Origin of the sequence: Thermosynechococcus sp. QS41 (genome assembly GCF_031583515.1) — a bacterium.
In the GTDB taxonomy this organism is placed as follows: Bacteria; Cyanobacteriota; Cyanobacteriia; order Thermosynechococcales; family Thermosynechococcaceae; genus Thermosynechococcus.
The window spans coordinates 2,430,398-2,448,867 of sequence record NZ_CP134181.1 but is presented as its reverse complement, the minus strand read 5'-3'; the positions used below and the strand labels follow the sequence as shown (position 1 = coordinate 2,448,867).

Below are 18,470 nucleotides of genomic sequence, written 5' to 3'. Positions count from 1 at the left end.
TATCAACTAAGCTGATGCTAAGCATAAGACCTACGACGATATCACAGGCTTGCGGATGGTTGCATCATCTCGCTGAGTTTTGCATTGCTCAATTTTGCCCCATTTTGGGGGAATCGTAGCGTTCACACTACCCATTGCAAAGGTTGCCCGTAGAGATTGCTCTATTCGGCACAGTAACTGTTAAAGAGGAAAAACGTCTATGGCCTATACGCAATCCAAATCCCAGAAAGCTGGGTATCAGGCAGGGGTAAAAGACTACCGCCTGACCTATTACACCCCTGATTACACTCCCAAAGACACTGATATTCTAGCGGCCTTTCGTGTGACCCCGCAGCCGGGCGTGCCCTTTGAGGAAGCTGCCGCCGCCGTTGCCGCAGAATCCTCGACAGGGACATGGACCACCGTGTGGACCGACCTGCTGACCGACTTGGATCGCTACAAAGGTCGCTGCTACGACATCGAACCCCTGCCGGGTGAAGATAATCAGTTCATCGCCTACATTGCCTACCCGCTGGATCTCTTTGAAGAAGGATCCGTCACCAACATGCTGACCTCCATTGTGGGGAACGTGTTTGGTTTCAAAGCCCTCAAAGCGCTGCGTCTAGAAGACCTGCGGATTCCGGTGGCTTACCTGAAAACCTTCCAAGGGCCACCCCACGGGATTCAAGTGGAGCGCGACAAATTGAATAAATATGGTCGTCCCCTCTTGGGCTGCACGATCAAGCCGAAACTAGGTCTGTCGGCGAAAAACTATGGCCGTGCCGTTTATGAATGTCTGCGCGGTGGTCTGGACTTCACCAAAGATGACGAAAACATCAACTCCCAGCCCTTCCAACGCTGGCGCGATCGCTTCCTCTTCGTTGCCGATGCCATTCACAAAGCCCAGGCCGAAACTGGCGAAATCAAAGGCCACTATCTCAACGTAACCGCTCCCACTTGCGAGGAAATGCTGAAGCGGGCAGAGTTTGCCAAAGAACTGGAAATGCCCATCATCATGCATGACTTCCTGACCGCGGGGTTCACTGCCAACACTACCTTGGCCAAATGGTGCCGTGACAATGGCATGCTACTGCACATTCACCGCGCTATGCACGCTGTGATTGACCGTCAGAAAAACCACGGCATCCACTTCCGGGTCTTGGCCAAGTGCTTGCGGATGTCTGGTGGTGACCACATCCACACCGGTACCGTTGTCGGTAAGCTGGAAGGGGATAAAGCCATCACCCTTGGTTTTATCGATCTGTTGCGGGAAAACTACATTGAGCAGGATCGCTCTCGTGGCATTTACTTCACCCAAGACTGGGCCTCGATGCCAGGAGTGATGGCGGTGGCTTCTGGTGGCATTCACGTCTGGCACATGCCCGCACTGGTGGACATTTTTGGTGATGATTCTGTGCTGCAATTTGGGGGCGGCACACTTGGTCACCCTTGGGGGAATGCACCGGGGGCAACTGCGAACCGGGTCGCCCTTGAAGCCTGCATCCAAGCCCGCAACGAAGGTCGTGACCTGATGCGCGAAGGCAGCGACATCATCCGCGAAGCCGCTCGCTGGAGTCCAGAACTGGCTGCTGCCTGCGAACTCTGGAAAGAAATCAAGTTCGAGTTTGAAGCGCAAGACACGATCTAGGTGGTGCAGTTGGGGTTCAATCGGAGCTACGGCAACGATTTCCCCGTAGGTCTATGGATGTCAAGCACATTGCGAAGCAAACCACCAAAACCCTGATGAGTTATCTCACCTATCAGGCCGTGCGAACCGTGATTGGGCAACTGGCCGAAACCGATCCACCGCGATCGCTCTGGCTACACCAGTTCACGAGTCAAGAAAGTGTCCAAGATGGCGAACGCTACTTGGAAGCCCTCTTTCGCGAACAGCCCGATCTCGGTTTTCGCATCCTCACGGTACGTGAACATCTCGCGGAAATGGTGGCGGACTATCTACCAGAAATGTTACGTGCGGGCATCCAGCAGGCCAACTTGCAACAACGCTGTCAACAACTGGAGCGGATGACCCAAGTGTCGGAAGCCAATGTTGAGAGCAGCCATCCAGAAACTCCTGAATAATTTGTTGACTGTGAACCAATTGAGGAACCTATGAAAACACTGCCCAAAGAGCGTCGTTACGAAACTTTCTCCTACCTGCCTCCCCTCAGTGATGCCCAAATTATGCGGCAAATCCAGTACGCAATTGATCAGGGTTACCACCCCTGCGTAGAGTTCAACGAAACCTCTGATGCTGAGATCCACTACTGGACGATGTGGAAGCTGCCCCTGTTTAACTGCACCAATGCCCAAGAGGTGCTCAACGAGGTGCAGCAGTGCCGCTCGGAGTATCCTAACTGCTTTATCCGGGTGGTGGCCTTTGACAATATCAAGCAGTGCCAAGTGATGGGCTTTATTGTCTACAAGCCCAATCAGGCCAACAGCGGTTACGGCGGCTATCGCTACTAAGGCTGAGATTTTCTCAGTCCATTGCAGTTAAATTGCAGCTCAGGGGGGAACGACCCCCCTATTTTTTATTGCGCCTTAACGAGGCGAGCGATCACACAAGTAGGCTTCAACTGCTTGCGGTGCTGTTTTCTACTGATCAGGGTTGGGTTTAGGCATCGGCACTTAGCGACTGGAGTCGGCGCTGAATAATCGCGAGTTGCTGTTGGGCAGCGGTCAGTTGCGCCTGAGCCGTAGCCACCACCTCTGGTTGGGCTTTGTTAACAAAATTGGGGTTGTTGAGGCGAGCCGTTAAAGATTGAATGTCTTTGGTCAGGCGATCGCCCTCCTGCTGGAGTTTGGCCACCAAGGCCGCCACATCCACGACCCCCGCTAGGGGAATGAGCACCTCGCTTTTGCCAACCACACCACTAAACACCTGCTGCGGAATTTGCAGGCCGGTGCCAATGGTTAGCGACTCAAGGCGCGCTAGGTGTTGAATATCTGCCGCCCCAGCCTCAAAGATCGGTGCTTCCTCAGCACTGGCCTCAATCAAGGCCGTAATATACAATCCCGGCTTAATCCCTGCCTCTGCCCGCAGATTGCGCAGGGTGCGGATGGTTTCAATCAAAAGGCTAAATTGGGCTTCAAGGTCAGGGTCAATGGCGCGGCGATTCACTTTCGGGTAGGGTTGTACCGCTAAAACTTCACTGTCTCCCACCTGATGCAGCGTGTGCCAAATTTCCTCGGTGATGTGGGGCATGAAAGGATGGAGCAGCTTCAGGATACCATCGAGAACCGTGGCTAGCACCTGTTGCGCCGTGCGCTTAGCTTTGGCGTTTTCCCCTTGCAAACGGGGTTTCACCAGTTCAATGTACCAGTCGCAAAAATCCCCCCAGATGAATTCGTAGAGTCCCTTAGCCGCCTCCCCAAGGCCATAGCTTTCAATGCGTTCGCGGGTGGTTTGAATGGCCGTGTGGTAGCGACTGAGAATCCAGCGATCGCTGGCCGCCAAGTCCCGCCGCTGTGGTGTCCCCAACTGGCTGGGGGTTTGTCCCTCTAGATTCAGCAACACAAAGCGAGAGGCATTCCAGAGCTTGTTGGCAAAGTTGCGAGCCGCCTCGACGGTTGCCGATTCATCGGTTTTGCGGTTGTAGGCCAAGCGAATATCCTGACCGGCGCCCACCACTTCCTTGACCAAGCTATAGCGCAGCGCATCAGTACCGTATTTTTCAATTAAGATCAGCGGGTCAATGCCATTGTTGGCAGACTTGGACATTTTCTTGTTGTTTTCATCCCGCACCAAGCCGTGGATATAGACATCGCGGAAGGGGATTTTACCCGTGAAGTACTGCCCCATCATAGTCATCCGCGCCACCCAGAAAAAGATGATGTCAAACCCGGTCACAAGGGTGGTGTTGGGGTAATAGCAGCGATAGTCTGGCGTATCATCGGGCCAGCCGAGGGTAGAAAAGGGCCATAGACCAGAGGAAAACCACGTATCCAGTACGTCCTGATCCTGCTGGAGCTGAATCTCCTTGCCAAATTGGGCGATCGCCTTGGCGCGGGCAGCGGCCTCATCCATGGCCACCACAAAGGGCGTGTCATCGCGCACTTCGCCTTCGGTTTCACTGACCACATACCAAGCGGGAATTTGATGCCCCCACCACAGTTGCCGTGAAATACACCAATCCCGTAAGTTCACCAGCCAATCGCGATAGACCTTTGCCCAGCGATCGGGGATAAAGCGGGGGGAGTGCTTTTTATCCAGTGCCTTGAGGGTGGCATCCGCGAGGGGACGAATTTTCACAAACCATTGAGTAGAGAGGAGCGGTTCAATGGGGACTTTGCCGCGATCGCTATAGGGAACGGTGTGTTTATAGTCCTCCACCCGTACCAAAAAGCCCTCTGCCTCTAGGCGAGCCACCACCTGTTTACGCGCCACAAAGCGATCCAGACCTGCAAACTCGCCAGCATTCTCATTGAGGGTGCCATCCTTATTCATCAGGTTAATCATGGGTAGGTGATGGCGTTGCCCCATGACAAAATCATTGGGATCGTGGGCTGGGGTGACTTTCACACAGCCGGTGCCAAAGGTCGGATCTACTAAGGGATCGCCAATAATGGGAATTTCCCGATTCATCAGGGGAAGCCGCAGCGTTTTGCCAATCAAATGGCGATAGCGATCGTCCTCAGGGTGAACCGCCACCGCTGTATCTCCCAGCATCGTTTCTGGCCGGGTCGTCGCCACCTCCAAATATCCTGAGCCATCCGTCAGCGGATAGCGAAAATGCCAGAGATACCCCTGTACTTCACGGTTTTCCACTTCTAAATCCGAGACTGCCGATTGACTGGCGGGGCACCAGTTCACCAAATACTTACCGCGATAGATCAGCCCTGCTTCATAGAGGCGATTAAAGGCGGTCAGCACCGCCCGCGACAACCCCTCGTCCATGGTGAAGCGTTCGCGCGACCAATCCACCGACAGTCCCAAGCGACGAATTTGGCCGACAATCGTATTGCCCGATGACTCCTTCCACGCCCAAGCCCGCTGGAGATAGGCCTCTCGTCCCAAGGCAAAGCGGTTGGTGCCCTCCGCGTGCAACTGTTGATCCAAAATCGTGCTAACAGCAATACTGGCATGGTCTGTCCCCGGCAGCCAGAGGACGTTGCGACCAATCATGCGGTGATAGCGAATCAGCACATCAATCAGGGCGTGCTCAAAGGCGTGACCCATGTGCAAACTGCCGGTGACATTCGGAGGCGGAATGACAATGCAATAGGGCTTGCCAGGGTGGTTGGGATCGGCGTGAAAGACACCACTGCTTTCCCAAAGCTGTTGCCATTTGGCCTCGGTTTGCTTGGGATCGTATTGACTGGGGAGGGTAATCGCGTCGGTCATGGGTTGCTGCACTACTCCAAGGCGCCTAGGCCATCACCATACCACCATCCACATTGAAGACTTGCCCCGTAATGTAGGCGGCTGCCGGATCCAAGGCCAAAAAGCGCACCATCCCTGCCACCTCTGTGGGTTCGCCATACCGCCCTAGGGGAATGAATTTAAGAATGTCCTCTGCCTTGAGTCCAGCGGTCATCTCAGTGGCAATAAAACCGGGGGCAACGGCATTCACGGTAATGCCCCGACTGGCGAGTTCTTTGGCCACAGTTTTGCTAAACCCAATCACGCCTGCTTTGGCAGCACTGTAGTTGGCTTGGCCAGGGTTGCCCATTTGCCCGGCTACCGAAGCAATGTTGATAATTCGTCCCCGCTTTTGCTTGAGCATCAGTTTACTCACCGCACGGGTACACAGGAAGACCCCCGTCAGGTTCAGGTTAATCACCGCCTGCCAATCCTCGAGGCTCATGCGCAGCAGCAGCGTGTCGCGGGTAATGCCGGCATTGTTGACCAGCACATCGACGCGGCCATAGGTGTCCACCGTTTTGGCCACAAGGGTATCGACCTGCTCAGGGATAGATACATCGGCAGCAATCGCGATCGCTGTTCCCCCTTGCTGTTCAATCATTTGCACCACTTCAAGGGCAGCTTCAGCAGAACGGGCGTAGTTAACCACTACCGTGGCTCCTTCTTTCGCCAGTTCGAGGGCGATCGCCCGACCAATTCCCCGTGAGGCACCAGTGACAATGGCAACGGCTGCTTCGCTCAAATCAGTTCTCTCCTAAGGGCAAAAATGCTGCACGTATGGATAGTCCATCACAAATTTTAACAGCCGATGTTACCCCTCTTGGGTCTAGGGCATGTCAACCCAAATAGATCAACACGCGAGGCAGTATTCTTAGGCGGAGCGATCGAGCCAATCAGACACTGCCTCTAGGTCAGTGAAGTCTAGAAGTGCTTCTGCCAACGCTTCGATTTGATCGGGAGAGAGCTGACGAATGCATTCTTCAAGGTCATTGGGCACACTGCCAAACCGCCGCCTTAATTGCCGCAGGACAACGGCTGCTTCTCCTTGCTGTAGTCCTTGCTGTAGTCCTTGTTGCAATCCTTGCTGTAGTCCTTGTTGCAATCCTTGTTGCAGTCCCTGCTGTAGTCCTTGCTGTAATCCTTGCTGTAATCCATCCTCTCGTGCCTCAGCATACACTTCTTGATAAAATCGCGTCCGCTTTAGTTCCTCAGTGGTAAACCCCAGCATGCGCAGCACCTCCTCGCGACTCAGCTTGGTGAACTTGTAGAGCACAATGGTTGTGATTAACTCCATTATGACTTCTGGCCTTGGAACCGCCTCTATGCGAGTGCGTTCTGCCAGCAACCGTGCTGCTGTCGGCATTTCTGCTTCGGGTAACACTGTGAGCTGCATCAGGGCTAGGCTCAATGGCAGCGCCTCAAGTGAACCGAGTTCATTCAAATAGACCCGACGCAGGCGATCGCTATTCACTAACAATTGATACGGCTCAAAACACTCTTGTTCTGCTTGGCGATTGGGATAAATAACCACCGCTTGCCAATCAGAGAAGGTCTGACGATACAGACGCAAGTAGAGAAAGATTTCAGCAAAGAATCGTTCGTAGAAGGTGTTGTCCCGCTGAAACTGCACTTCACAAAAATAGACTATTCCCGAGGGGTCAGGGGGCACGAAGACGCCATCAATGCGAAAGGCGGTTTGCTTCAACTCGACTGAGTCAAAACGATACCCCTGAGGGGTGTCTATGCCCAAAAGGTCAAAGAGGGTTTGGGGTAACTGGGCAAACAGTTGGTAAAAGAGGGAGTCGCGGTGCATGGGCTAGGGGGAGCGCTCTAGCCACGCAAACACTTCCTCTCGGTCAGTGAAGTCTAGAAGTGCTTCTGCCAACGCTTCGATTTGATCGGGAGAGAGCTGACGAATGCGTTTTTCAAGGTCATTGGGCACACTACCAAACCGCCGCCTTAACTGCCGCAGGACAACGGCTGCTTCTCCTTGCTGCAATCCTTCTTGCCGTCCTTCTTCTCGTCCCTCTTGTCGCCCCTCTTGTCGCCCCTCTTGTCGCCCTTCCTCTCGTGCCTCAGCATAAACCTCTTGATAAAATCGCGTCCGCTTTAGTTCCTCAGTGGTAAACCCCAGCATGCGCAGCACCTCCTCGCGACTCAGCTTGGTGAACTTGTAGAGCACAATGGTTGTGATTAACTCCATTATGACTTCTGGCCTTGGAACCGCCTCTATGCGAGTGCGCTCTGCCAGCAACCGTGCTGCTGTCGGCATTTCTGCTTCGGGTAACACTGTGAGCTGCATCAGGGCTAGGCTCAATGGCAGCGCCTCAAGTGAACCGAGTTCATTCAAATAGACCCGACGCAGGTGATGACTATTCACCAACACCTCATAGGGTTCAAAGGACACTTGTTCAGCTTGGCGATGGGGATAAATAACCACCGCTTGCCAATCAGAGAAGGTTTGGCGATACAGACGCAAGTAGAGAAAGATTTCAGCAAAGAATCGTTCGTAGAAGGTATTGTCCCGCTGAAACTGCACTTCACAAAAATAGACTATTCCCGAGGGGTCAGGGGGCACGAAGACGCCATCAATGCGAAAGGCGGTTTGCTTCAACTCGACTGAGTCAAAACGATACCCCTGAGGCATGTTTCTGCCCAAAAGGTCAAAGAGGGTCTGGGGCAGCTGGGCAAACAGTTGGTAAAAGAGGGAGTCGCGGCGCATGGGCTAGGAAGAGCGATTTAGCCACGCAAACACTTCCTCTAGGTCAGCGAAGTCTAGAAGTGCTTCTGCCAACGCTTCGATTTGATCGGGAGAGAGCTGACGAATGCATTCTTCAAGGTCATTGGGCACACTGCCAAACCGCCGCCTTAATTGCCGCAGGACAACGGCTGCTTCTCCTTGCTGTAGTCCCTGCTGTAGTCCTTGCTGTAATCCTTGCTGTAATCCATCCTCTCGTGCCTCAGCATACACTTCTTGATAAAATCGCGTCCGCTTTAGTTCCTCAGTGGTAAACCCCAGCATGCGCAGCACCTCCTCGCGACTCAGCTTGGTGAACTTGTAGAGCACAATGGTTGTGATTAACTCCATTATGACTTCTGGCCTTGGAACCGCCTCTATGCGAGTGCGTTCTGCCAGCAACCGTGCTGCTGTCGGCATTTCTGCTTCGGGTAACACGGTGAGCTGCATCAGGGCTAGGCTCAATGGCAGCGCCTCAAGTGAACCGAGTTCATTCAAATAGACCCGACGCAGGCGATCGCTATTCACTAACAATTGATACGGCTCAAAACACTCTTGTTCTGCTTGGCGATGGGGATAAATAACCACCGCTTGCCAATCAGAGAAGGTTTGGCGATACAGACGCAAGTAGAGAAAGATTTCCGCAAAGAATCGTTCGTAGAAGGTAGTGTCCCGCTGAAACTGCACTTCACAAAAATAGACTATTCCCGAGGGGTCAGGGGGCACGAAGACGCCATCAATGCGAAAGGCGGTTTGCTTCAACTCGACTGAGTCAAAACGATACCCCTGAGGGGTGTCTATGCCCAAAAGGTCAAAGAGGGTTTGGGGTAACTGGGCAAAGAGTTGATAAAAAAGGGAGTCACGGCGCATAGGCTAGGGGGAGCGCTCTAGCCACGCAAACACTTCCTCTAGGTCAGTGAAGTCTAGAAGTGCTTCTGCCAACGCTTCGATTTGATCGGGAGAGAGCTGACGAATGCGTTTTTCAAGGTCATTGGGCACACTACCAAACCGCCGCCTTAACTGCCGCAGGACAACGGCTGCTTCTCCTTGCTGCAATCCTTCTTGCCGTCCTTCTTCTCGTCCCTCTTGTCGCCCCTCTTGTCGCCCCTCTTGTCGCCCTTCCTCTCGTGCCTCAGCATAAACCTCTTGATAAAATCGCGTCCGCTTTAGTTCCTCAGTGGTAAACCCCAGCATGCGCAGCACCTCCTCGCGACTCAGCTTGGTGAACTTGTAGAGCACAATGGTTGTGATTAACTCCATTATGACTTCTGGCCTTGGAACCGCCTCTATGCGAGTGCGTTCTGCCAGCAACCGTGCTGCTGTCGGCATTTCTGCTTCGGGTAACACTGTGAGCTGCATCAGGGCTAGGCTCAATGGCAGCGCCTCAAGTGAACCGAGTTCATTCAAATAGACCCGACGCAGGCGATCGCTATTCACTAACAATTGATACGGCTCAAAACACTCTTGTTCTGCTTGGCGATTGGGATAAATAACCACCGCTTGCCAATCAGAGAAGGTCTGACGATACAGACGCAAGTAGAGAAAGATTTCAGCAAAGAATCGTTCGTAGAAGGTGTTGTCCCGCTGAAACTGCACTTCACAAAAATAGACTATTCCCGAGGGGTCAGGGGGCACGAAGACGCCATCAATGCGAAAGGCGGTTTGCTTCAACTCGACTGAGTCAAAACGATACCCCTGAGGGGTGTCTATGCCCAAAAGGTCAAAGAGGGTTTGGGGTAACTGGGCAAACAGTTGGTAAAAGAGGGAGTCGCGGTGCATGGGCTAGGGGGAGCGCTCTAGCCACGCAAACACTTCCTCTCGGTCAGTGAAGTCTAGAAGTGCTTCTGCCAACGCTTCGATTTGATCGGGAGAGAGCTGACGAATGCGTTTTTCAAGGTCATTGGGCACACTACCAAACCGCCGCCTTAACTGCCGCAGGACAACGGCTGCTTCTCCTTGCTGCAATCCTTCTTGCCGTCCTTCTTCTCGTCCCTCTTGTCGCCCCTCTTGTCGCCCCTCTTGTCGCCCTTCCTCTCGTGCCTCAGCATAAACCTCTTGATAAAATCGCGTCCGCTTTAGTTCCTCAGTGGTAAACCCCAGCATGCGCAGCACCTCCTCGCGACTCAGCTTGGTGAACTTGTAGAGCACAATGGTTGTGATTAACTCCATTATGACTTCTGGCCTTGGAACCGCCTCTATGCGAGTGCGTTCTGCCAGCAACCGTGCTGCTGTCGGCATTTCTGCTTCGGGTAACACTGTGAGCTGCATCAGGGCTAGGCTCAATGGCAGCGCCTCAAGTGAACCGAGTTCATTCAAATAGACCCGACGCAGGCGATCGCTATTCACTAACAATTGATACGGCTCAAAACACTCTTGTTCTGTTTGGCGATTGGGATAAATAACCACCGCTTGCCAATCAGAGAAGGTCTGGCGATACAGACGCAAGTAGAGAAAGATTTCAGCAAAGAATCGTTCGTAGAAGGTGTTGTCCCGCTGAAACTGCACTTCACAAAAATAGACTATTCCCGAGGGGTCAGGGGGCACGAAGACGCCATCAATGCGAAAGGCGGTTTGCTTCAACTCGACTGAGTCAAAACGATACCCCTGAGGGGTGTCTATGCCCAAAAGGTCAAAGAGGGTTTGGGGTAACTGGGCAAACAGTTGGTAAAAGAGGGAGTCGCGGTGCATGGGCGAGGAAGAGCGATCGCTCCGACCAGAAACCTCAGAAAACTTCAGAACTAGAGTGTTATGGAGGCAGGGGTTCCCCCTATGCTAAGCTGAGGACTGTATAGAATATGTTGTGGTTTTGCATAGATCCCTATGGCGACGTACTATTACATTCTCGCAAGCAAAAAGTTTTTGACTGAGGAAGAACCCCTTGAGGAAGTGTTTCGCGAGCGACAGCGTCACTATCGGGAGCAAGGCAAAGAGATTGATTTTTGGCTGGTGCCCGAGCCGGCGTTTTTAGAGCAGCCCCAGTTTGCTGAACAGAAGGCGCGTTGTCCACAGCCCGCCGCAGCCATTATCTCCACCAACCAGCAATTTATTCAGTGGCTGAAGCTGCGCTTGGAGTATGTGCTGATGGGGCAATTCACCAGCGAGGAGGTTCCGAATCCCCTTGCTTCCCTTGCAAGCGTTTAGGGACAGGCTTGAGCAACATCGGGATTTTGTTGACGGTAGTCCTTGAGCCAGTCACAGGCGCTGGTTAATAACTGTCCTAGGGTGGCCAGCGGGCTAATCAAGACCTCGTCATCCTCGGTACCAATCGCCACATAAAGTTCGTCTTGGCCACTCACATCAACGCTGTAGGGAATGGCAGAAATACGATCAATCAGTGTAATGAGCTGGCCTCTTTGGTTCCAAACCCGCACACTGCGATCGGGGGAGGCGGTGGCAATCATTTCACCATTGGGGCTAAGACCGAGACTGACAATACTGCGCTGGTGAGCACGAAACACACGGGGGTTGCTGGGGGCATTCTTGCCGTGAATTGACCACAAATAGACGGAGCCACTTTCGCCAGCCGCCGCTAGGAATTGGCCGTTGGCACTAAATTCAAGGCTAGCCAGCCATCCTGCATCAGGGTTCAGGCGATAGGCAAGGCGATCGCCCTCAAAATTCCAGACCTCAATTGTGCCCGCAGACCCCGTACTCGCCAGCAGCGGGAGTGTCGGATGGAAGCTGAGGCTCCAAATTTCCCCTTCACTTTTGCGCTTTTGAATGTTCTCTGGCCGCTGGAGGTCAACAAGATAAATGGTGCCTTTTTCATCGCCTGCGGCTAAGTACCGTCGTTGGGGATCCATGGACACGGTGTAGAGGGTAGCCTCGATGGGCAGTTGCCAGATTTGCTGGGAGCGATCCGCAAGGTTCCAGATCACTAATTTTCCCCCTTTGGTGGCGATCGCCACCCGTTGGCCGCTGGGACTAAAGAGCACTTGGTTGATGCCTTGAGGATCGAGAACTGGGGTTGTGGCAAGGAGCGTGCCATCCCGTTGCCAGTACTTGACGCGACCATCTTTGCCCCCCGTGACTACTGTGGCTGCTTGGGGATCTAAGGCCACTGTCCAAATACTCTCTTGATCGGCAAACCAGTGTTCCGTGCGGTGATGATCGAGGTACCACAGCGTCATTTGCCCCCCGCGATCGCTACTGAGGAGCACTGACCCCGTTGGATTAAAGCTGACGGTATTGATCAGGCGTTCATGACTCCCCAACTCAGCAATCAGTTCACCCGTTGGCTGCCACAGACGCATCGTGTTATCTGTGCTCAGGGTCAATAGACGATAGCCCACAGGAGACGTACCCACAAAATACACTGGGGCTGCACTGACACGCCATTGATTGATTTGTTGCCCCTTGGTGTTCCAAAGGCGGAGGGTGCCATCTTTGCCTACCGTCGCCAGTTGGCCATTGCTGAGATAGGTCAAACTGGTTTGGGGAACGGGAAGATCGGCTTGGACTTGCCATGCTTGGAGCAGTTCCCCCTGACGAGACCAAACCCGAATCCAGCCTTCTTCATCGGCAGTGGCCAAGCGATCGCCCCTGATGGCATAACTCAAGCTATTGATACTCTGGCTAGGGGTGGGAATAGTGGCCAGTAATTCCCCTTCAAGGCTCCAACGCAGCATATCCCCTGTAGTTGTGGTGGCCGCCAACTCCTGCCCCTCTGGACTAAAGCGAAAGTTATTGATCGGTAAGGCAGGCAAACGCCGTTCAAAGATAAGTTTTTGCGGTTCGACACGCCACAGGGAAATTTCGCCCTTATTATTGAGCAGACCCACGCGATCGCCCCTAGGGCTGATCCGTGCCAGTTTGACATTGCCAATCTCCAAAGACTGGGCACTCAGTCGCTCGCCGTTCACTCGCCAAAATTCGACAACGCCGCTTTCACTAATGCTGAACTGCTGACCATCAGCCGTCAAAAAGGCCGCCATCAGGGGGGTATTGTCACTCTGCCATTGGTTGCGGGCTTGAATGTGATCGAGGAGAAAATTAAGCACAAAGAGGGGGCGCGTCGTAGGGTATTGACTCAGGGGGCGATCGCCCACCAGTCGTTTTAAGTGGCGTCCTGCCTCAATACCTGCTAAAAGGGCGGGTAACTCTTGGGCTTGAAACTGTTCCAGAAGATCATTACTGGTTTGCTCAAGGGCTAGACTTTCTTGGGAGGCTTGTAGATCTGCATAGGTTTTTGCCAAAATTGCCGCTACCCCCAGAGAAATCACAGAAACAATACCAAGAGCCATGAGGGCGCGGCGGGTCAGACGACTGGCTTTTTGGCGAGCTGCCTCGAGAATGCGGTTGGCAGCACTGATCGTCTCCTTTTCTTGGCGCTCGAGCAGTAACGTGTCTTGAATCGCTTTCTGGTTGGCCTCCTGACTGGCAGAAAGATACTGATAATCCAGATCACTGAGGCTTTTGCCACTGGCCCAGATCAACGCTTCCTCAAGGGCTTGTCCCCGCAGGAGACGGGAGCTATCACTGCCCCCAGAGCGCAGCCATGCTTGGAACTCCTCACTGTAGGGGCGCAGTTGTGCCAACTGTTGCTCAACCCACTGGGCATCAAAAACTTGGGCATAGATGGGGTTAAACACCTGCAATTTGCCTTGGCGCTGGCACACCAATCCCGTTAGAGCGAGGGCTCGCTGCTCACTACTGCCATCAAGGGGAATACCCCCCGTTTCTAAAACGCGCTGATAGAGACCCAAGAGACGACCGATGCGCTGTTCATCGGCCAGCAAGCGATTGCGAATGGTCTTGAGGTGTTCGGGTTCATCTTGCCGCTCCCAATCCTGAAGGATATGCTCTTGGACAAACTGCGCTAGCTGGTGGGATAGGGTTGAGGCCGGCATAAATGACCCGTGGTGTTGCAGCAGGCGACAGAGTTTTTGGGTCAAGAAGGGTTGGCCGCCCGTCCAGTTGAGAATTTCCGCCAAGAGTTGATCGGGGTTGTCGCTAAGATGGGCAATGCCCTTGAGTAGGGGGGTGGCTTCCGCAAGGGTAAATCCCTGTAAATCAATGGCACAACCAATGTTAAAGGGGGTGCGTTGCTTATCTTGAATCAGTTGATCGGGGGTGGCCACGCCAAAGAGAGCAAAGGTTAAGCGCTGATATTCGGGATAATCTGCCCGTTGGTTGTAACAAGCGCGGATCCAAGCAAAAAAATCATCGGTGGAAAAGGGCAGACTCAACAAACTATCAATTTCATCAATAAAAATGACAAGGGGTTCACGGGTGTGGGCAAGCAGCACTGTTTCTACGAAATCACTGAGGCGCTGAATGGGTGACACCAGCTGGCGATCGCGCCACCAAGAGCGCAAGGAGACCACATCAGTTAACTGAAATCCCTGAATGAGGGCACCCACAAAGCTGGCATACCACTGCTCGGGTTGAATATTTTGGCTGCCAATTTTGGTAATGTCGAGGGCAGCACAGCGGTACCCCATTGTGATCAATTGCTGTGTTACTTGCACCCGCAAGCTGGATTTGCCCATTTGCCGCGAATTGAGAATATAGCAAAACTCACCAGCGGTCAGGGCAGCCAACAGATCCGCATCCGCTTGCCGTCGGACATAGACTGCCGATGTGGTCGGTAAACTGCCCCCCACTTGATAGGTGGTTGCTGCATCCATTGAGGGTGACCTAGTTGGAAACGGTACGCTCCGGTGCTGTTGACGTGGTTGCCCTCTCTGAAGTGGCCTGACTAGCAAGAAATTCTTTTTCTGTCACTTCTCCCAGTTGCCCCATCGGTTGGGACGGACCATTATTGACACTCACCTTGACAGCGCCAGCATTCCCCGTGCGGACAATTAAACGTTCCTTGGCTTGCCAACTGCGCTCTGTTCCCGACTCCAAAATACCGGCATAGACAACTCGACCATCGGCTTCCACCTCGAGCCACGAGGCATCGGAGAGGGACAACTTGACCTCAACCGTTTCAGGGGTCGTGGGGCTGGGCGTCGGTGTTGCCGCTGCTGTGGGGGTGGGTGTGGGGCTGGGGGACGCGGTAGGGGTCGGTGCGGGGGCTAAATCGGTGATGCTTTGGGCTTGAGGACGAAAGAGATAGGCCAACCCAGCCACTGCTGCTGCCACGAGGGCAAAGTACATCAGGTAGAGGTGAATTGGGCGCAACTGCCAACCTATATCGCCCCTGGGAACACTGGGTTTATCGGGGCGCTCCACAGGGTCAGCCACTGTTGGAAAATTGGCGGCAATACTTTTGCCATCAAGGCCAAGGGCATCGGCAAAACGGCGAATAAATCCTTGGGTATAGACGGGTTCGGGCAACTCCTCAAGGTTGGCATTTTCAATGGCTGCAAGGATTGACTGGCGCACCAACGTTTTGGCGGCCAACTCCTCAAGACTTAGACCCACTTCCCGTCGCTTTTCGCGGAGGAAGGCACCAATTTCTGCCAGTTTTTCTGCCTGTTGATTACTGAAGTGAGGCATCGCTATCTATCTCCTGCCGTCAGTCTATGCCAATTTGCCGAAGAGGGGTTTAGCCATTGGGATTATCCTATAGCAAGCTGCTGTGGATTGGGGGACTGCCTTTGCTAGGCTAGATCTGGCTTTTAGACGCACCTCTTTTTATGACTCAGTTCTCTCCCTTGTACGAAGGCAAGGCAAAGATTATTTATGCCACAGCGGATCCAGACATCTTGCTGGCGGAGTTCAAGGATGATGCCACCGCCTTTAATGCTCAGAAGCGCGGCTCGATCCAAAACAAGGGAGTGATGAACTGCGCGATCGCCAGCCATTTGTTTCAGTATCTGGCGGCTCAGGGCATCCCCAACCATTTTATTGCCCAAGTGGCGCCAAACAAGATGCACATTCGGCGAGTAGAGATTATTCCCCTTGAGGTGGTGGTGCGCAATCGGGCAGCGGGAAGCCTTTGTCGGCAGACGGGATTGCCCTTGGGATTAGAACTCAATCCCCCCTTGGTGGAGTTTTACCTCAAGAATGATGATCTTGGTGACCCGCTCCTTACAGGCGATCGCCTGCGCCTATTGCAGATTGCTACAGATGAGGAAGTTGCAACGATCAAGGAAATGGCCTTGGCCGTCAATACCCATCTCAGTCGCTTTTTTGCGGAGTGTGGCATTACCCTAGTGGACTTTAAGCTGGAGTTTGGCCGCAGTTCGACAGGGGAGATTCTGTTGGCGGATGAAATTAGTCCCGACAGTTGCCGCCTCTGGAATCAGGATGAAAGTGATCCTGAGAAGCGCATTCTCGATAAAGATCGTTTTCGCCAAGATTTGGGCGCCATTGAGGATGCCTACGCCCTCGTGATGCAGCGAGTGTTAGCCCATAGCGTGAGTTAGCAAGGGGTGGGCAATGACCGTTGTACTTGGCGCCGATGTGGGTGGCACAAAAACTCTCATCGAATTATGGGATGTGGTGGGCAGTGATTGGCATTTGCTTCACAGGACGAAGTACGCCAGCCGCGATTTCTCTGACTTGACAACTCTTTTGCAAACGTTCCTCAAGGAGAGTCCTGCCCATCCACAGCGGGCTTGTCTGGGGATTCCGGGGCCTGTGATTGACCAAGTGGCTCAGGTCACCAATTTGGGCTGGCGGGTCAGTGGTGCCGCATTAGAAACGGCATTGCAGATCCCTTGCGTGACGCTGCTGAATGATTTTGCAGCCGTAGCCTATGGTGCATTAGTATTACCGCCGACGGATTTTGTTGTCCTTCAGGAGCGGCCGCGGCGTCCCCAAGCGCCTATTGCCCTATTGGGAGCGGGTACTGGCTTGGGGGAAGCACTGATGATTTGGCAGGGCGATCGCTACCAAGTGATGCCCCTAGAGGGTGGCCACACCGACTTTCCACCCCGCAATGAACAGGAAATGGGTCTATTGCGCTATTTGTGGCAAACCTACGAGCGAGTTTCTGTGGAACGGGTGGTTTCTGGCGCGGGGCTAGTGGCAATTTACGAGTATCTCAAGAGTGTCCACTTTGCTCCCGAATCAGCAGTGGTTGCAGCAGCCATGGCAGAAGTGGAGGATCGCGCCGCCGTGATCAGTCAATACGGCCTTGAGGGGGATCCTCTGTGTGCAGAAGCCTTACGGATGTTTGTGGATGCCTATGGGGCAGAGGCTGGCAACCTTGCCCTGAAAAGTTTGCCCTTGGGGGGGGTGCTGATTGCCGGAGGGATTGCCCCCAAAATTCTGCCGAAAATGACCGATGGCACGTTTCGCCAAGGGTTTGTGAGTAAGGGACGATTTCGCCCCCTGATGGAGCAGTTGTACGTTGCAGTGATTACGAATCCAGAGGTGGGATTGCGGGGCGCGGTACATTTAGCCGCTCAGGGGGCCTAGGGGTTAGAGGTGCTTCAGTTGTGGATAGGCCATTAGCAACTCATCGGCAGTGAGGGTGTCACCAATGGCTTGGGGTTGCCAGAGCAATTCGACCGCCAGTAGGCGATCGCTACCAATGCCTCCCAACTGTTGCAGCGCTTGCCGTAGCTCTAGGTCATTATTGACTGCGGGCAGTTTCAAGCGACCCGTGGCAGCCACCACCAAAGTTACAACAATATATTCACCCACATCATTGCTCACCACAGGGGCGATCGCCATCTGCTTAATCTCACGGCGGTAATTGGAGAGGGTTTCAGCGCTCAGCTTACTGCGCTCCGCAAGCGCCAGTTGGTTAAAGGCCGTTTCCGCTTGCAACAGCTTGGTTTCTTGGCTACTGGCATGGGCATAGACCCAGTATTGGGGATGGCGCAGCAGAGCAAGCGTTGCCTCTTGCAGCACTTTGGTGAGACCTTCGGGCGTTGCGGTATCGGCAGTGAGGGCTAGTTGATTGAGTTCCTCTTGGAGTTCGCGAGCTTGGGCGAGGAGTCCCACCTGCAGCGTATGTAGCGAGACAACAGGATTCTCTTGGTATATCTCTGACTCATCACTGCTATTGCGGAAGTTGCGGAAGGTGGAGATCAAGATATTGGCCAGCACACCAATCATAATGATCGTGAATAGGCCGCCAAAGCCACCGCCAAAACCAAAGAAGGGAATCAGGAAGGGAAAGCCAAAACCACCGCCATAGACTGGAACGGGCTGAGCATAGCCGCCGTAATCACTGCGGGGGGCACCGTAGGAACGGGTGGGCGCCGGACGACTAAAGGAGCCACCCCCAACCCGTCCACCACTGCGGGCGGCCCATGCGGCACCACTATCAAGGACAAGATGGGCAATCAATACCCCCACTGCCACAATGGCGGTGACAGATTTGAGACGTTGCCAAAAAGTTTTCATCATAAATCGTGTTCCCAAGGATTGACACACCGAAGGAGAGGTCCTGCTCTCAGTCTAACGTTTTGTCATCTTTAGAACAGATGGGTAAACCCTACAGCCCTTTTCGCGGGGATGGAACACGCTGGCAGCAGTCAA

General features: G+C 53.6%; 16 protein-coding genes. 6 read left to right on the top strand and 10 right to left on the bottom strand.

Annotated elements, in window-relative coordinates:
* Window positions 1–199: 199 nt before the first annotated feature.
* From RHJ80_RS11995 to RHJ80_RS11985, 3 genes are read left to right on the top strand one after another with little or no spacing between them, the layout of a single operon-like run.
* Window positions 200–1,627 carry a form I ribulose bisphosphate carboxylase large subunit gene (locus RHJ80_RS11995; protein WP_149819787.1) on the top strand — a complete coding sequence of 476 codons (1,428 nt, stop codon included), beginning with the start codon at window positions 200–202 and terminating at the stop codon, window positions 1,625–1,627.
* Between the two features lie 53 nt (window positions 1,628–1,680).
* Window positions 1,681–2,061 carry a RuBisCO chaperone RbcX gene (rcbX, locus tag RHJ80_RS11990; protein WP_206200362.1) on the top strand — a complete coding sequence of 127 codons (381 nt, stop codon included), beginning with the start codon at window positions 1,681–1,683 and terminating at the stop codon, window positions 2,059–2,061.
* 30 nt (window positions 2,062–2,091) lie between these two features.
* Entirely contained in the window at window positions 2,092–2,448 is a 357-nt protein-coding gene (locus tag RHJ80_RS11985; RefSeq protein WP_206200361.1) for a ribulose bisphosphate carboxylase small subunit, read from the top strand.
* 148 nt (window positions 2,449–2,596) lie between these two features.
* On the opposite strand, the gene RHJ80_RS11980 is transcribed toward RHJ80_RS11985, so the two are convergent.
* The 7 genes from RHJ80_RS11980 to RHJ80_RS11950 all read right to left on the bottom strand — a co-directional run bounded on the left by RHJ80_RS11980 (window position 2,597) and on the right by RHJ80_RS11950 (window position 10,772).
* Window positions 2,597–5,326, bottom strand: coding sequence for a valine--tRNA ligase (locus RHJ80_RS11980; RefSeq protein WP_310801083.1), 2,730 nt, complete (start codon window positions 5,324–5,326; stop codon window positions 2,597–2,599).
* A gap of 25 nt (window positions 5,327–5,351) precedes the next feature.
* Window positions 5,352–6,089 (bottom strand): 3-oxoacyl-[acyl-carrier-protein] reductase, encoded by a 738-nt coding sequence (gene fabG, locus RHJ80_RS11975; RefSeq protein WP_206200359.1) that lies wholly within the window; start codon window positions 6,087–6,089, stop codon window positions 5,352–5,354.
* A 129-nt stretch (window positions 6,090–6,218) separates the two neighbouring features.
* Window positions 6,219–7,160, bottom strand: a complete 942-nt coding sequence (locus RHJ80_RS11970; protein WP_310801082.1) for an Rpn family recombination-promoting nuclease/putative transposase — start codon at window positions 7,158–7,160, stop codon at window positions 6,219–6,221.
* Window positions 7,161–7,163: 3 nt separating this feature from the next.
* Window positions 7,164–8,069 (bottom strand): Rpn family recombination-promoting nuclease/putative transposase, encoded by a 906-nt coding sequence (locus tag RHJ80_RS11965; protein WP_310801081.1) that lies wholly within the window; start codon window positions 8,067–8,069, stop codon window positions 7,164–7,166.
* Between the two features lie 3 nt (window positions 8,070–8,072).
* Window positions 8,073–8,954 carry an Rpn family recombination-promoting nuclease/putative transposase gene (locus RHJ80_RS11960; protein WP_310801080.1) on the bottom strand — a complete coding sequence of 294 codons (882 nt, stop codon included), beginning with the start codon at window positions 8,952–8,954 and terminating at the stop codon, window positions 8,073–8,075.
* A 3-nt stretch (window positions 8,955–8,957) separates the two neighbouring features.
* The gene (locus RHJ80_RS11955; RefSeq protein ID WP_310801079.1) at window positions 8,958–9,863 is read right to left on the bottom strand and encodes an Rpn family recombination-promoting nuclease/putative transposase; all 906 of its coding nucleotides are present in this window, start codon (window positions 9,861–9,863) and stop codon (window positions 8,958–8,960) included.
* A 3-nt stretch (window positions 9,864–9,866) separates the two neighbouring features.
* Window positions 9,867–10,772: an Rpn family recombination-promoting nuclease/putative transposase gene (locus RHJ80_RS11950; protein ID WP_310801078.1), complete on the bottom strand. Its 906-nt coding sequence runs from the start codon at window positions 10,770–10,772 to the stop codon at window positions 9,867–9,869.
* Between the two features lie 132 nt (window positions 10,773–10,904).
* Here RHJ80_RS11950 and RHJ80_RS11945 point away from each other — a divergent pair, with 132 nt between their 5' ends.
* Window positions 10,905–11,225 (top strand): MgPME-cyclase complex family protein, encoded by a 321-nt coding sequence (locus RHJ80_RS11945; RefSeq protein WP_011057339.1) that lies wholly within the window; start codon window positions 10,905–10,907, stop codon window positions 11,223–11,225.
* Here the strand turns inward: RHJ80_RS11945 and RHJ80_RS11940 are convergent.
* Together RHJ80_RS11940 and RHJ80_RS11935 are read right to left on the bottom strand one after the other, a co-directional pair.
* Window positions 11,222–14,713: an AAA-like domain-containing protein gene (locus RHJ80_RS11940; RefSeq protein WP_310801077.1), complete on the bottom strand. Its 3,492-nt coding sequence runs from the start codon at window positions 14,711–14,713 to the stop codon at window positions 11,222–11,224. The genes RHJ80_RS11945 and RHJ80_RS11940 overlap by 4 nt on opposite strands.
* 10 nt (window positions 14,714–14,723) lie before the next feature.
* Window positions 14,724–15,530, bottom strand: coding sequence for a helix-turn-helix domain-containing protein (locus RHJ80_RS11935; RefSeq protein ID WP_310801076.1), 807 nt, complete (start codon window positions 15,528–15,530; stop codon window positions 14,724–14,726).
* 140 nt (window positions 15,531–15,670) lie between these two features.
* On the opposite strand from RHJ80_RS11935, the gene purC reads away from it, so the two are divergent.
* Window positions 15,671–16,402: a phosphoribosylaminoimidazolesuccinocarboxamide synthase gene (gene purC / locus RHJ80_RS11930; protein ID WP_310801075.1), complete on the top strand. Its 732-nt coding sequence runs from the start codon at window positions 15,671–15,673 to the stop codon at window positions 16,400–16,402.
* 13 nt (window positions 16,403–16,415) lie between these two features.
* Window positions 16,416–17,399 carry a glucokinase gene (locus RHJ80_RS11925; RefSeq protein WP_310801074.1) on the top strand — a complete coding sequence of 328 codons (984 nt, stop codon included), beginning with the start codon at window positions 16,416–16,418 and terminating at the stop codon, window positions 17,397–17,399.
* Window positions 17,400–17,402: 3 nt separating this feature from the next.
* On the opposite strand, the gene RHJ80_RS11920 is transcribed toward RHJ80_RS11925, so the two are convergent.
* Complete coding sequence (locus RHJ80_RS11920; RefSeq protein WP_310801073.1) at window positions 17,403–18,338, bottom strand: DUF1517 domain-containing protein; 936 nt, start codon at window positions 18,336–18,338, stop codon at window positions 17,403–17,405.
* Window positions 18,339–18,470 lie beyond the last annotated feature (132 nt).